Origin of the sequence: Lysobacter concretionis Ko07 = DSM 16239 (assembly GCF_000768345.1) — a bacterium.
Lineage (GTDB): Bacteria > Pseudomonadota > Gammaproteobacteria > Xanthomonadales > Xanthomonadaceae > Novilysobacter > Novilysobacter concretionis.
In genome coordinates this window covers 320,119-335,132 of sequence record NZ_AVPS01000004.1, presented here as the reverse complement: position 1 = coordinate 335,132, position 15,014 = coordinate 320,119, and the positions used below count along the sequence as shown (strand labels likewise).

10 protein-coding genes are annotated in these 15,014 nt (G+C 66.5%); 5 read left to right on the top strand and 5 right to left on the bottom strand.

Annotated features, from left to right (window positions below; genetic code table 11):
• Nucleotides 1-44 precede the first annotated feature (44 nt).
• Together N792_RS06055 and N792_RS06050 are read left to right on the top strand one after the other, a co-directional pair.
• Complete coding sequence (locus N792_RS06055) at nt 45-731, top strand: DUF2461 domain-containing protein (RefSeq protein WP_036193389.1); 687 nt, start codon at nt 45-47, stop codon at nt 729-731.
• A 43-nt stretch (nt 732-774) separates the two neighbouring features.
• The gene (locus tag N792_RS06050) at nt 775-1,326 is read left to right on the top strand and encodes a DUF2939 domain-containing protein (protein WP_036193387.1); all 552 of its coding nucleotides are present in this window, start codon (nt 775-777) and stop codon (nt 1,324-1,326) included.
• Nucleotides 1,327-1,370: 44 nt separating this feature from the next.
• Here the strand turns inward: N792_RS06050 and N792_RS06045 are convergent, their stop codons facing one another.
• A complete protein-coding gene (locus N792_RS06045) occupies nt 1,371-2,750 on the bottom strand; it encodes a flavin-containing monooxygenase (protein ID WP_036193386.1) in 1,380 nt (459 codons plus the stop codon).
• Nucleotides 2,751-3,219: 469 nt separating this feature from the next.
• Nucleotides 3,220-4,128, bottom strand: a complete 909-nt coding sequence (locus N792_RS06040; protein ID WP_036193385.1) for a 5'-nucleotidase — start codon at nt 4,126-4,128, stop codon at nt 3,220-3,222.
• 232 nt (nt 4,129-4,360) lie between these two features.
• Between N792_RS06040 and N792_RS06035 the strand changes: the two genes are divergently transcribed.
• On the top strand, nt 4,361-5,383 hold the full coding sequence (locus N792_RS06035; protein ID WP_036193382.1) for a hypothetical protein: 1,023 nt from the start codon (nt 4,361-4,363) through the stop codon (nt 5,381-5,383).
• Nucleotides 5,384-5,434: 51 nt separating this feature from the next.
• Here N792_RS06035 and N792_RS06030 read toward each other — a convergent pair whose 3' ends face one another.
• From N792_RS06030 to N792_RS06020, 3 genes are all read right to left on the bottom strand, one after another.
• On the bottom strand, nt 5,435-6,208 hold the full coding sequence (locus tag N792_RS06030) for an NAD kinase (RefSeq protein ID WP_036193381.1): 774 nt from the start codon (nt 6,206-6,208) through the stop codon (nt 5,435-5,437).
• Nucleotides 6,209-6,374: 166 nt separating this feature from the next.
• Complete coding sequence (locus tag N792_RS06025; protein WP_036193379.1) at nt 6,375-11,390, bottom strand: NAD-glutamate dehydrogenase; 5,016 nt, start codon at nt 11,388-11,390, stop codon at nt 6,375-6,377.
• 215 nt (nt 11,391-11,605) lie between these two features.
• A complete protein-coding gene (locus N792_RS06020; RefSeq protein WP_332248773.1) occupies nt 11,606-12,787 on the bottom strand; it encodes an acyl-CoA dehydrogenase family protein in 1,182 nt (393 codons plus the stop codon).
• A 129-nt stretch (nt 12,788-12,916) separates the two neighbouring features.
• On the opposite strand from N792_RS06020, the gene N792_RS06015 reads away from it, so the two are divergent.
• Entirely contained in the window at nt 12,917-13,897 is a 981-nt protein-coding gene (locus N792_RS06015) for an ArsR/SmtB family transcription factor (RefSeq protein ID WP_052103545.1), read from the top strand.
• A 10-nt stretch (nt 13,898-13,907) separates the two neighbouring features.
• Nucleotides 13,908-15,005: a homocysteine S-methyltransferase family protein gene (locus N792_RS06010; protein ID WP_052103543.1), complete on the top strand. Its 1,098-nt coding sequence runs from the start codon at nt 13,908-13,910 to the stop codon at nt 15,003-15,005.
• Nucleotides 15,006-15,014: the final 9 nt, after the last annotated feature.

Here is a 15,014-nt window from a genome sequence, read left to right as displayed (position 1 = left end):
CCTCCCGTCATGCCGAACCCGTTGACCATCACCGCTGCCTCGCCATGCCGACCTATTTCAGCCCTGCCACGTTCAAGTTCTTTCGCGGCCTGACGCGCAACAACTCGCGCGACTGGTTCCATGCGCACAAGGCCGAGTACGAGGCGCACGTCCGCGAACCGTTCCAGCGGCTGCTGACCGACCTGCAGCCGATCCTGGCCGAAATCAGCCTGCACTACCGGGCCGAGCCGGCGAAGGTAGGTGGCTCGCTGTTCCGGATCCATCGCGATACCCGCTTCGCCAACGACAAGTCGCCCTACAAGACCTGGCAGGGCGCCAAGCTGTTCCATGAGCGCTTCCGCCAGGTCGAAGCGCCCTCATTCCACATCCACATCCGGCCCGACCGCTGCTTCGTCGGCAGCGGCCTGTGGCATCCGGGACCGGACACCCTGCGTCGCGTGCGCAATTTCATCCTCGACAACCCGGCCGGCTGGAAAGCCGCCGCGCACGCACCGGGATTCCGCAAGCGCTTTGCGCTGGACGACAGCGAGATGCTGATCCGGATGCCGCGCGGCTTCCCGGCCGAGTTCGAATTCGCCCAGGACCTGCGGCGCAAGAACTTCGTCGGCATGCGCGCTCTGGAGGACGATGTGGTCACCGGCCCGGACCTGCTGGACACGCTCCAGGCCGACCTCGCCGGTCTGGCCGGCTTCACCGACTACCTGTGCGCCGCCGTCGATCTGGAGTTCTGATCGCGGGTATCGGCGCGCCCCCGCGCAACCACGGAGATCCGCCATGAAGAAGCTGCTGACATTGTGCGTCCTGCTCGCCGCACTGCTGGCGGGCTACATCGTCGCTGGCCCCTACCTCGCCTACAGCGCGATGCGCGATGCGGTGGAAACCGGGAACATCGCGAAGCTGGAGAAGCACGTCGACTTCCCCACCCTTCGCGGGAACCTCAAGTTGCAGATCGACGATTACATGCTGCGCCGCGCCGGGCCCGACGTGCAGTCGAGCCTGCTCGGCGCGTTTGCCGTCCGCGTTGCCAGCGGCATGGCCGGCGGCGTGGTGGACGCCATGGTCACGCCGGCGGGACTGGCGGCCCTGCTCGAAGGCCGCACCACCTGGCACCGGATCGGCGGCGAGACCGGCGACGATCCCTACGCGCCCACCCCACCGGCCAATCCGTTGCGCGAACCCAGCTACCGCTTCCAGTCGCCGTCGCGCTTTACCGCCACCGTCCATGGCGAGGATGGCGAGACCGTCCAGTTCGTCCTGACCCGCGACGGCCTGCGCTGGAGGCTGACCGATATTCGGTTGCCCTCGGCACCGGCTGCAACGCGCTAGCCGCATCCACGGGCTTTACGCGCGGCTTCCGCTACGCGCGCGAATCACGCGCTCTTGCGCAGCACCGGCTCCTGCACTTCGTCGGGGTCGGCCAGGAACGCCTCCAGCGAATCGTCCATCGCCTCCATCCAGGGCGTGTGGTGCGGCGGCGACAGGGTGCCGGTCATGGTCGAGCGGTAGCTCTTGTTGCGATAGCCCAGGATGTCGGCCTGCTTGTCGCGGGTCCATTGCTTGAACAGCTCGCCCATGCCCTCGATGTCGAACTCGGGGTAGTCGGTCGGCCCGACCAGGTCGCGGATGTAGGCCGCCTGGAAATCGATATGCGCCGAGGGATCGCCGGCTGCCTCCTCGCGCGCGACCCAGTGCGCGGCATCGGCCGCCATCGCGGCGGCATCGGGCAGCGCGATACGGCCGAGGATCACATCGCGGGCGTACCAGGCCTGCGCGTCGAACATGTTGAAGGTGTAGTACTGGTCCTGCATGCCCAGATAGATCAGCTTCGGGTTGTCGAGCCAGAACACGCCCTTGTACAGGTTCTCCGGATACAGGCGGTTGTGGGTGCGCAGGGTCAGCTCGTCGGCCAGGAACGGGAAGTGGTGCTGGTAGCCGGTACACAGCACGATCGCATCGATCTCGCGCTGGCTGCCGTCGGCAAAATGCGCGGTCCTGTCTTCGACCCGCAGCAGCAGCGGCACCTCGCGGAACGCGTCGGGCCAGTCGTATCCCATCGGCGCGCTGCGGTAGCTGAAGGTCACTGATTTGGCGCCGTATTTGTAGCATTGCGTGCCGATGTCCTCGGCCGAATAGCTGCTGCCGATCAGGAGCAGATCCTTGCCGGTGAACTCGCAGGCATCGCGGAAATCATGCGCGTGCAGGACACGGCCGGGAAACTGTTCCAGCCCCTCGAAATACGGCGTGTTGGGGGTGGAGAAATGGCCGGTCGCGACGATCACGTAGTCGAACTCTTCGGTGGACAATTCATCGGCCTTCATGTCGCGGACCGTCACCGAGAACTTGCCGGTTTCCCCGGAATACTCCACCCACTGCACGGCCGTGTTGAAGCGGATGCAGCGACGCAGGTCGCTCTTCTCTAGCCGGCCCATGATGTAGTCGCGCAACACCGCCCGCGGCGGATACGAGGCGATCGGCCTGCCGAAGTGCTCCTCGAAACTGTAGTCGGCAAATTCGAGGCATTCCTTCGGGCCGTTCGACCACAGGTAGCGATACATGCTGCCGTGCACCGGCTCGCCATGCGCACACAGTCCGGTGCGCCAGGTGTAGTTCCACATGCCGCCCAGGTCGCTCTGCTTCTCGTAGCAGACGATTTCCGGCAGCTCGGCCCCGGCCTTGCCGGCGGCTTCAAAGGCGCGCAATTGCGCCAGGCCGCTGGGGCCGGCGCCGAGGATGGCGATACGAATGGTCACGGATTACATCTCCTGTTGTCTGGGCGGCAATCTGCAATCTGCGAAGACAGCCGCTGTCCACGTCGCAAGGCATCAGCCGGACGAAGGACTGGATTGGCTGTAGATCGTCACGAAGACGACATCGTGCAGCCCACGGATTTGCCCGGCCCGAAGGGGCTTGGCGCGATGGCAGCAGCAGGAGGAACGACGGGCGCCGGACCGCCCGAGGCAAGGTCGCGGCCGAGGTTCGCCTGCTTGGCGCTGCAGAGGGCGCGCGTGCGAGGGCGTGCCCGGAGGAAGGCGACCGGAGCCGCCAGGATCGTTCTGAAACCGTCGCTGGAACCGCCACGAAACAAGCGGTCAGAGGACAAAAAACGAAGCGGTGACTATATCACAGCTGGCTCGACCCGACGAAGCCGCGGGTGACGAAAGCCCGATGGGTCACCCCCTCACGCCATCACTTCGGGGTGCCCTGGGCTTGTCGCCGCCGTCAATCCGGGTTGGCGACCCCGTGCGGCACGTGGCCGGCGGTCACCAGTCCGCGCGCGGATTCGATGTTGTGCTGGGAATCATCGAAAAAGATATCGGCGCCAAACGCTTCCAGGAACGGGCCTTTTGGCCGTCCGCCCAGGAACAGTGCCTCGTCCAGGCGGATGTCCCACTCGCGCAGGGTGCGGATCACGCGCTCATGCGCAGGCACCGAGCGGGCGGTCACCAGTGCGGTGCGGATCGGCGCGTCCTCGCCCATCGGAAAGGCCTCCTGCAAGCGGTGCAGGGCATCCAGGAATCCGCGGAACGGCCCGCCCGACAACGGCTCATCGGCGTGGCTGCGCTCGTGCTCGGCGAACGCCGCCAGACCGCCCTCGCGCGAGACTCGCTCGCCTTCGTCGCCGAAGATCACCGCGTCCCCGTCGAAGGCGATACGCAACTGGTGCTGGCGTTGCAACAGTGCCTTGGCCGGCAGCAGCGTCGCCGCCGCCACCCCCGCCGCCAGCGCGTTGCGGACATCCTCCGCGTGGGTCGACAGGAACAGGTCGGCCCCGAACGGACGGATATACGGGAACGGTGGCGCGCCATTGCTGAAAGCCGCCCGCTTGATCGACAGCCCGTGGTGGGCGATCGAATTGAAGATGCGCAGGCCGGTGTCGGCCGAGTTGCGCGAGATCAGGATCACCTCCACCCGCGGCGCCTCGGGCGGCGCGCCATCATTGAGTCCCAGCAGCTTGCGTACCAGCGGGAAAGCGACGCCCGGTTCGAGCAGGTCGTCCTCGTGGCTGCGCTGGAAATCGGCATACGCGTCCAGCCCTTCGCTTTCGAACAGGCGGTGGCTGTCCTCCAGGTCGAACAGGGTGCGCGAGGAGATCGCGACGATCAGGGGGTCGGCTTGTTGGTCTGGCATGAGGATATTGTGCGCGATCAGGGTCGCAAAGGATGAGACCGCGCAGTGAGGGATCCGGCAATTGCCTGTCGGGCCGGAGCGAAATGGCGGCGGCCCTGTCCGGTTTGCGATCCCGCCAACGTGTATCAGGCATCGACGCGGTGGAAGCAGGCTCGGGAAGCTTGCCCACCGGACGGTGTCGGGAGGCTCCACATCAACTGTTTTGGCCGATGAGCTCGGCGGAGGGAATCCAATGGACTTCAATATCGGCCGGATCGTCGGCCTGCTGTTGCGCACCTTGCCGTTCCTGTTTCTGCGCCTGCTCGTGTACATGGGCATCACGCTGGCGTACATCGTTTTCACCGGCGGCGGCGCGGGCATCGGCTGGCTGTTCGGCAAGGCGGCCAGCAGTGGCGCAACCGGCGCGTTCTGGGGCGGCCTGGCCGGTTTCGGCCTGACCAGCGCGGTGCTGTACTGGGCACGCGAGTATCTGTTGTACCTGGTCAAGGCCGGACATATCGCGGTGCTCGCGCAACTGCTGGACGGCAAGCAGATTCCCGGCGGCCGTGGGCAGATCGATTACGCCAGCCGGATCGTGAAGGAGCGTTTCGCGGAAAGCTCGGTCCTGTTCGGCGTCGACCAGCTGGTCAAGGGCATCCTGCGGGTGTTCAACCGCGTCACCATGCGGGTCGCCAATTTCCTGCCGATCCCGGGGCTGGAGCCGTTGATGAAGCTGGCCAATGCCGTCATCAACACGTCGCTGACCTACGTCGACGAGATCATCCTCGCCCACAACGTGCGCACCGGATCGACCAACCCGTGGGCATCCAGCCGCGACGCGGTGGTGCTGTACGCGCAGAACTACAAGACGATGCTGAAAAACGCGATCTTCGTGACCGTCATCGTGTGGCTGCTGACGCTGGCGATCTTCGTCCTGGTGTTTGCCCCCGTGGCCGCGCTGGCCAGCCTGTTCCCCGGCATCGCCGGGTTCTGGACCTTCGCGCTTGCCGCCGTCACCGCCTGGGGCCTGAAGGCCGCGCTGGTCGACCCGTTCGCGATGGCCGCGTTGATGCAGGTGTACTTCAAGGTCACCCGTGACCAGGCGCCGGACCCGGCATGGAGCGCCAAGCTGGAGAAGATGTCGGACAAGTTCCGCAAGCTGAAGGAAAAAGCGCTGTCCGCAGCACCCGGTCCTGCCGCGTCGACCGCAACTGCGGAGCCGGTCGTTGCGTCGCTCCCGGCAGCACAGGAAGCGGTCGAAGACACGCCCGCCTGAGACTGGTCGGTCAGCGATCCGGAGCCGCAAAGGCCCATCGGTCTTTGCGGTTCAACCGCTGATGAACTGCTCCGCGAGCATCCGTTCCTCGAGGTTGTGCTCGGGATCGAACAGCAACGTCACCGTACGATCCTGCGATTCGCGGATCGTCACCTCCACCACGTCGCGGACTTCGTGCGAGTCGGCGGTGGCGCTGACAGGACGCTTGTACGGATCCAGTACGCGGAAGCGGACTTCGGTGTCGGCCTTGAGCACCGCACCGCGCCAGCGACGGGGTCGGAATGCGGCGATCGGCGTCAGCGCCATCACGTTCGCGCCCAGCGGCAGGATCGGGCCGGAGGCGGAGAAGTTGTAGGCGGTGCTGCCGGCAGGCGTGGCCACCAGCACGCCATCGCAGATCAGCTCTTCCAGCCGGCTCTGGCCATTGAGCTCGATCGCCAGGTGCGCCGCCTGGCGCGTCTGGCGCAGCAACGAAACCTCGTTGTAGGCCAGCGAGCCCATGCTGACGCCCGACTCGGTTTCCACCACCATTTCCAGCGGTCGCAGCACCGCCGGCTCGGCGGCGTGGATGCGCTCGCACAAGCCTTCGATGCGGAAATGGTTCATCAGGAAGCCGACCGTGCCGAGCTTCATCCCGTAGACCGGTTTGCCCAGTCCGCCATGCCGGTGCAGCGTCTGCAGCATGAAACCGTCGCCGCCCAGCGGCACCAGCACATCCGCCCGATCCGGCGGGTGATCGCCATGCAACGCCGCCAATTCCCGGCAGGCGTCCTGCGCCTCCTCGGAGGGGCTGGCAAGAAAGGCAATACGGGGGGTCGCAATCATCGGCGGCTCCGGAATCGTTGGAGTCAGGATAACGCGTGCGCTGCAACTACCGGGACACCGTCCGGGACGATCGAGCCGTCGCGTGGATGGACCATGACCTGACCGCCTGAAAAACAACAGGCGGCGACCCCATGGCCGCCGCCTGTCTGCAACAACCGCCGGCGGGCTACGCGCCTGCCGCGGCAATCTGCGCCAGGCGACGCACCGCGACCGAGACGGTCGGGTAATCCAGCGTCTTCTGGGTGACCAGTTCCGCCAGCATCGACTGGGTGAAACGCAGGCTCTGATCGTCGCGCTGCAGCCACGCCTGGACCTTCTCGCCGGCCGGCTTCTTGCCGCCGCCCGCGAGGATCTGGCCCACCAGCACCCGCTGCTGGGTACCGAGCTCGTCACGCAACGCGCCACGGGCCAGTGCCTGCCAGCGGCCATCCACCGGCAGGGCATCGATCTGCTCATGCAGCCACGGCAGGTTCAACGCCGCACCGAGGTCGAAGTAGGCACGCGACACCTCCACCGGCGACAGCTTGCGGGCATGCGCGATCTCGATGATGTCGCAACCGAACTCGAGCACCGGCAACGCGGCCAGCTGGGTTGCCAATGCGGCCGGCACGCCCTTCGCCTTCCATTCCGCCAACTGGCTGTTGAAGGCATCCCGTCGTACCTGCGACATCGTCTCCTGGAGCGCGGCGTGGACGGCCTTGAAGCCGCTGCCAAAACGCGCCATGGCGGCGGTGATCTCCGGCATCGGGCCCGGCCGCGACAGCAGCCAGCGGGTCACCGAACGCAGCAGTTCCCAGATCGTCTGCAACGCATCGATCTGGACCGACTCCAGCACCTTGCCGTCGAGCGCATCGATCTGCGCCCACAGCGCGCGTGCATCGAGTGCCTCGCGGGCGATGGTGTAGGCCTCGGCCACCTCACCCGGGCTGCGACCGGTGTCTTCCTGCATGCGCAGCGGGAACGTGGCGCCCATCCGGTTGACCATCGAGTTGGTCACCGCCGTGGCGATGATCTCGCGCTTCAGGCGATGGCCTTCCATTGCCTTGGCGTACTTGGCCTGCAGCGGCTGCGGGAAGTAGCGCACCAGCTCCTTGGACAGGTACGGGTCTTCCGGCACGTCCGAATCCACCAGCTGCTGGAACAACACCAGCTTGCTGTAGGACAACAGCACCGCCAGCTCCGGCCGGGTCAGGCCCAGGCCGCGTGCCTTGCGCTCGGCAAACTCGGCGTCCGACGGCAGATACTCGATCTGGCGGTCCAGCAGGCCCTGCGACTCCAGGGTCTGGATGAAGTGCTGCTTGGCGCCCAGGCGCGGCGCGCTCATGCGCTCCATCAGGCTGATCGCCTGGTTCTGGCGGTAGTTGTCCACCAGCACCAGACCGGCGAGCTCGTCGGTCATCGAGGCCAGCAGCTTGTTGCGGGCCGGCAGCGTCAACTTCTTCGCCTTCACCTGCTCGTTGAGCAGGATCTTGATGTTGACCTCGCGGTCCGAGGTGCCTACGCCGGCCGAGTTGTCGATGAAGTCGGCGTTGAGCAGCGCGCCCGCCTGGGCGGCCTCGATACGGCCGAGCTGGGTCATGCCCAGGTTGCCACCCTCGCCGATCACCTTGCAGCGCACGTCGCGGCCGTCGATCCGCAGGCCGTTGTTGCCACGGTCGCCGACGTCGGCGTGACTCTCGGTGCTGGCCTTGATGTAGGTGCCGATGCCACCGTTCCAGAGCAGGTCGACCGGTGCCTTGAGGATCGCGCTCATGAGCTCGTTGGGGCTCATCGCATTGATCGCCGGATCGATCCCGAGCACGGCCTTGACCGGTGCGGTCAGTGCGATCGACTTGGCGCTGCGCGGGAACACGCCGCCGCCCTTGCTGATCAGGTCGCGGCTGTAATCGTCCCAGCTCGAACCGGGCAGCTTGAACAGGCGCTGGCGTTCCTTGAAGGAACTGGCCGCAACCGGATCCGGATCCAGGAAGATGTGGCGATGGTCGAACGCGGCCACCAGGCGGATGTGCTTGGACAGCTGCATGCCGTTGCCGAACACGTCACCGGACATGTCGCCGATACCGGCCACGGTGAACTCTTCCTTCTGGGTGTTCACGCCCAGTGCGCGGAAGTGGCGCTTGACCGACTCCCACGCGCCACGCGCGGTGATGCCCATGCCCTTGTGGTCATAGCCCACCGAGCCACCGGAGGCGAACGCATCGCCCATCCAGAAGTTGTGGTCGGCGGAAATCGCGTTGGCGATGTCCGAGAAGCGCGCCGTGCCCTTGTCGGCGGCCACCACCATGTATGCATCGTCGCCGTCATGACGCACGACGTTGACAGGATGCACGACCTTGCCATCGACCAGGTTGTCGGTGATGTCGAGCAGGCCGTTGATGAACATCTGGTAGCAGGCCACGCCTTCGGCCTGCAGCGCGGCGCGGTCGGACGGCGGACGCTTGACGATGAAGCCGCCCTTGGCGCCGACCGGCACGATGATGGTGTTCTTGACCATCTGCGCCTTGACCAGCCCCAGCACCTCGGTGCGGAAGTCCTCGCGGCGATCCGACCAGCGCAGGCCGCCGCGGGCCACCGGACCGAAGCGCAGGTGGATGCCTTCCACGCGCGGACCGTAGACGAAGATCTCGCGGTACGGAACCGGCTTGGGCGCGTCAGGCACCAGCGTCGAGTCGAACTTGTAGGCGACGTAGCCGCAGTTGGCTCCGCCGACGCCGTCCTGGTAGTAGCTGGTACGCAGGGTCGCTTCGATCACGCCCACGAAGCTGCGCAGGATGCGATCTTCATCGAGGCTGGAAACGCGGTCCAGCAAGGTCTTCAAGGCCGCGTCGATCGCCGCCAGCTGGGCCTCGCGGCTGCCGCTGCGTGCCGCGACCACCGGCTTCAGCGCAGCCAGCACGTTCTCGTCGCCGCCACACAGGCGCTCCATCTGCTGCTTGAACTGCTCCATGCCTGCCTTGACCTCGGCCTTGCTCTCGCGGCCGGTGGCCGGATCGAAGCGGGCCTCGAACAGCTCCACCAGCAGGCGCACCAGCACCGGATAGCGCGAGAACGTCTCCTCGACATAGCTCTGCGAGAACGGCACGCCGACCTGCAGCAGGTACTTGGTGTAGCCGCGCAGCATCGACACCTGGCGCCAGGTCAGGCCGGCGGCGAGGATCAGGCGGTTGAAGCCGTCGTTCTCGGTATCGCCACGCCAGGTGCGCGAAAACGCATCCTCGAAGTTGTCGCCGATGCCTTCGATATCGGCGTCGGGCGTGCTGGTTTCCACCTCGAAGTCCTGGATGTACACCACGTTCCCGTCGGCGTTCAGACGGTGGGGATGCTCGGAGATGACCCGCAGGCCCATGTTCTCCATCATCGGCAGGGCATCCGACAGCGAGATGTCATCGTGCTGGCGGTAGAACTTGAATCGCAGGCCGCCGGCGCCGGGCGCGCTGCGGTACAGGCTCAGGCGAAGATCGTCCGGGCCTTCCAGCGCCGCCAGGTGCTCGACATCGTCAGCCGCGACCGAGACCGAGACATCCTCGATATAGCCCACCGGCAGCGCCTTGCCCAAGGTGCTGGCCATGGCCAGGCCGCGCTCCTCGCCATGACGGCCGACCAGCACTTCCGCCAGGTCATCGCGCCAGTTGCGCACGATCTCGGCCAGCTCGGCCTCGATAGCGGCGTTGTCCACTGGCGGCATGCCGCCGGCGCCGAACTCGCCGGGCTTGGGCCGCACCAGCAGATGCAACTGCGCCAGCGGCGACTCACCCAACACAACCGTCGTATCGATGTGCTCGCCATGCAGCTCGCGCTTCAGCATCGCCTCGATGCGCAGGCGCACGTCGGTGTTGAAACGCTCGCGCGGGATGTAGACCAGCCCCGAGAAGAAGCGGCCGAAGCGGTCGCGACGCAGGAAAAGCTTGCTGCGCACGCGCTCCTGCAGGCCGAGGATGCCGGTGGCGGTCTTCAACAGCTCCTCGCCAGTGGACTGGAACAGCTCGTCGCGCGGCAGGGTTTCCAGAATGTGGCGCAGCGCCTTGCCGCTGTGGCTGTCGGGGGCCAGGCCGGATTGCGCCATGACGTATTCGTGGCGTCGGCGCACCAGCGGGATGTCCCAAGGACGGCGGGTGTAGGCGCTGGACGTGTACAGGCCGAGGAAACGTTCTTCGCGCACCGGCTTGCCGTTGTCGTCGAAGCTCAACACGCCGATGTAGTCCATGTAACCGGGGCGATGCACGGTGGCGCGCGCGTTGGTCTTGGTCAGGATCAGCGCATCCACCGAACCGGAATTCGGCATGTGGGTCGCGGCCAGCGATGCCAGCGCACGCGGCTTGTGGGTGTCCTTGCCACGCAGCAGGCCCAGGCCACTGCCCTTCACTGCCCGCAGCACGTCCTCGCCATCCTGGGCAACCACGTCGTACTCGCGATAGCCGAGGAAGGTGAAATGGTCGTCGGCCGCCCAGCGCAGGAATTCCTGCCCTTCCTGGCGGTCTGCCGCGTCGATCGGCAGCTTGCGTTTGGCCAGGTCGTCGGCCACTTCCAGCATCTTGCCGCGCATGCCGGCCCAGTCGCCCACGATGGCGCGCACGTCATCAAGCACGCTCTTCAGCGCCTGCTCGATGGCCGGCATCGCCTCGGGCGCCAGACGATCGATCTCCAGGTGCATCAGCGATTCGGATGCGCCCTCGCCGACCTTGAGCAGCTTGCCGCTCTTGTCGCGGGTGATCGACACCACCGGATGACCCAGCACGTGCAGGCCGGTGCCGGCTTCGGCGAGCGCCATCGTCACCGAGTCGACCAGGAACGGCATGTCGTCGTTGACGATCTGCACCACCGTGTGCGGCGACTCCCAGCCATGCTCGGCCACGGTCGGATTGAACAGGCGCACCAGCGCGGTGCCGGGCTTGCGCTTGCGCGCGAAATCGAGGATGTCCGCGGCCAGCGCGGCCCAGCCTTCCGGCGTGTGCTTGGACCATTCGTCCTCGCCCATGCGGTGGTAGAAGATGCTGGCGAAGGCTTCGCCCTCGGCGTGCTGCGCTTTCGGCAGAAGCTTGCGGATGACCGCCAGGATCGGCTCCAGCGACACGCCGTCGTCCTTGCCGGCCGTGCGGCGCGTGGCCGTCTTGACCGCGGTGGTCTTCGATTTGGAGGGGGATTTGCCGGCGGCGCGCGCGGGGGATTTACGTCGAGTGCTCATGCGAACTTTAGGTCCAAATGCAGTGAGGCCCACGCTTTCGCGCGGGCCAAGGCTCAGGAGTCAGTACACGGAAAATGGCATGCCGGCCACGGGCGAGGTCCACTGACGGACCTCGCTGCGGCCTGCAACGATCGGGATATCGCGGCGATCGCGGCCGCGTTGCACATGGAAGGCCGCAATCAATCGGCAGCCATGAAGATGTCGGACCGGCATGGTCAGCGCAGGCCGGTTTCGTTGCGGGCGATCACCAGGCGCTGGATCTCGCTGGTGCCTTCGTAGATCTCGGTGATCTTGGCGTCGCGGAAATAGCGCTCGATCGGCATTTCCTTGGAATAGCCCATGCCGCCGTGGATCTGCAGCGCCTGGTGGGCGATCCACATCGCCGCCTCGGAGGCGGTGAGCTTGGCGATCGCGGCCTCATTGCTGAAGCGGCCACCGTGCTTCTCGCTCTCGCCCTTCTGCCAGGCCGCACGAAGCGTCAGCAGCAACGACGCGTCGAGCTTGCATTTCATGTCGGCGATCTTGGCCTGGGTCATCTGGAACGCGCCGATCGGCTGGCCGAAGGCCTTGCGCTCGCGGACGTACTCCAGCGTCGCCTCGTATGCCGCGCGGGCGATGCCGATCGCCTGGCTGGCGATGCCGATCCGGCCGGCGTCCAGCACGCTCATCGCGATCTTGAAGCCCTCGCCCTCCTGACCCAGGACCTCGTCGGCGTTCACCACGTAATCGGTGAATTCGATCTCGCAGGTGGCCGAGGCGCGGATGCCGAGCTTGGGCTCGGTCTTGCCGCGATGGAAGCCGGCACGTCCGGTGTCGATCATGAAGGCGGTGATGCCGCGCGCGCCCTTGTCGGCGTCGGTCATCGCGAACAGCACGATGTACCTGGCCACCGGGCCGGAGGTGATCCAGCTCTTCTTGCCGTTGACCACGTAGCTGCCGTCGGCCTGGCGGGTGGCCTTGCACCGCATCGCGGTGGCATCGGAGCCCGACTGCGGTTCGGTCAGCGCGAAGGCGCCGATCTCCCGCCCTTCGGCGATCGCACGGACGTACAGCTGCTTCTGCGCCTCGGTGCCGAACTTCAGGATGCCGTTGCAGAACAGCGAGTTGTTGACCGACACGATGGTCGAATGCGCGGCATCGGCCGCGGCAATTTCCACCATCGCCAGCACATAGGAGATCGGGTCCATGCCCGCGCCGCCGTACTCGGCCGGCACTTCGATGCCCATCAGCCCGTTCTCGCCCAGGGTGCGGATGTTCTCGAGCGGAAATTCGCCGGTGCGGTCGTGGTGCTCCGCGCTCGGGGCGATCTTTTCCTGCGCGATGCGACGCGCGACGTCCTGGATCATCAACTGCTCTTCGGTGAAACCAAAATCCACGTCGACACCTCTGCTGGTCACGAATCCGGCAATTGTAGCCCTGCGCGACGATTAACCGAACCCGCCGGGGAACCCTCCCGGGATCGGCCTGCTTGACCACCACCTGCTTCGGCAGCAAACTTATCGCTGTATCGCGATAGGTGTATGTATATGGATCTGGAAGGCTGGTCGTCCCGCCTCAAGGTATTTGCCGACGCCACCCGGGTGCGGCTGTTGTCGTTGCTGGAACGCGAAGAACTGACCGTCGCCGAATTGTCGGCCATCACCCGCCTCGCCCAGCCGCGGGTATCCACCCACCTGGCCAGGCTCAAGGAAGCCGGACTCGTGCGTGACCGCCGTGCCGGCGTCTCGGCGTACTACCGTTTCGACGAGGCCGCGCTCGACGATGCCCAGCGTGCGCTGTGGAAAACCCTGCGCGAAGGCAGCGACGATCCGCTGCTGCGCCAGGACGCCGAGCAGGTCGCCGGCGTGCTGGCCATGCGCGCGGCCGACCAGAACTGGGCCGATGCGGTCGCCGGCGACATGGAACGGCATTACTCCCCGGGCCGCACCTGGGAGGCGATGGCGCGCTCCGCCCTGCCACTGCTCGAGCCCGGCGACGTGCTCGACGTGGCCTCCGGCGACGGCGTGCTGGCCGAACTGCTGGCCCCGCATTCGCACCGGTATGTCTGCCTGGATTCCAGCACCAAGGTCGTGCTCGCCGCATCCGCGCGCCTGCGCAAGCTGGAGAACGTGGAAGTGCAGGAAGGCGACATGCACGAGCTGCCGTTCGCCGATGCCAGCTTCGACCTGGTCGTGCTGATGCACGCGCTGACCTATGCCGACCATCCGGCGCGCGCGGTCGAGGAAGCCGGTCGCGTGCTGCGTCCCGGCGGTCGACTCTTGCTGACCAGTCTGGCCAGCCACGAGCACCGCTCGGTGGTCGACGCCTACGGCCACGTGAACCTGGGCTTCAGCGAGAAGGAGCTCAGCCGGTTCGCGACCAAGGCGGGCTTCAACATCGAAAGCTGCGAAACCGTCACCCGCGAGCGTCGCCCCCCGCACTTTGAGGTGATCGCGCTGATGGGCCGCAAGCCCGCCGCCGCCCCGGCACGAAAAGCCGCCAAAACCGGCACCCGCAAGGCAAATTGAGGAATCCGTGATGCAGACCCTGCCCTGGCTCCATCCGGAACGCGCGGAAGCGCTGCAGCGCGGCTTGCGCGAGCGCATCCTGGTCATCGACGGTGCGATGGGCACGATGATCCAGCAGCACGGTTTCGAGGAGGCCGATTTCCGCGGCGAGCGCTTTGCCGAAGGCTTCGATCGCGAGCGGGTGATCGAGGCGCACGCCCACGGCCCCGGTTGCGGCTGCGCGCGCGACCAGCGCGGCAACAACGACCTGCTGAGCCTGAGCCGGCCGCAGGTCATCCAGGACATCCACGCGGGTTACCTCGCCGCCGGTGCGGACCTGGTCGAGACCAACACCTTCAACTCGACCGCGACTTCACTGGGCGATTACGGCTTGCAGCACCTCGCCCGCGAGCTCAACGAAGCCGGCGCGCGCCTGGCCCGTGCCGCCTGCGACGCCGCCGAGGCGGAGACCCCAAGCCAGCCTCGCTTCGTGATCGGCGTGCTGGGCCCGACCAGTCGCACCGCATCGCTGAGTCCCGATGTGAACCGGCCCGGCTTCCGCGCGATCAGCTTCGACGAGTTGCGCATCGCCTATCGCGAAGCGGCCGAAGGGCTGATCAACGGCGGCGCTGACGTGCTGATGGTGGAAACCGTGTTCGACACGCTCAATGCCAAGGCCGCGCTGTTTGCGATCGACGAGGCCTTCGAGGCGCGTGGCGCGCGGTTGCCGGTGATGGTCTCCGGCACGATCACCGATGCCTCCGGCCGCACCCTGTCGGGGCAGACCGCCGAGGCGTTCTGGTACTCGGTGCGCCACGCGCAACCGGTTTCCATCGGCCTGAACTGCGCGCTGGGCGCGAAAGAACTGCGCCCGCATGTCGATACGTTGTCGCGCATCGCCGACACCCATGTCAGCGCGCATCCCAACGCGGGCCTGCCCAACGCATTCGGCGGCTATGACGAGACGCCCGAGGACATGGCCGGAATGCTGCGCGAGTTCGCCCAGTCCGGACTGCTGAACCTGGTGGGCGGCTGTTGCGGCACCACCCCGGCCCATATCGCCGCGATCGTCGAGGCCGTGCGCGGCCTTGCGCCGCGTGAAATCCCCCGTCTGTCCGACGCGGCGTAACGGAAACAA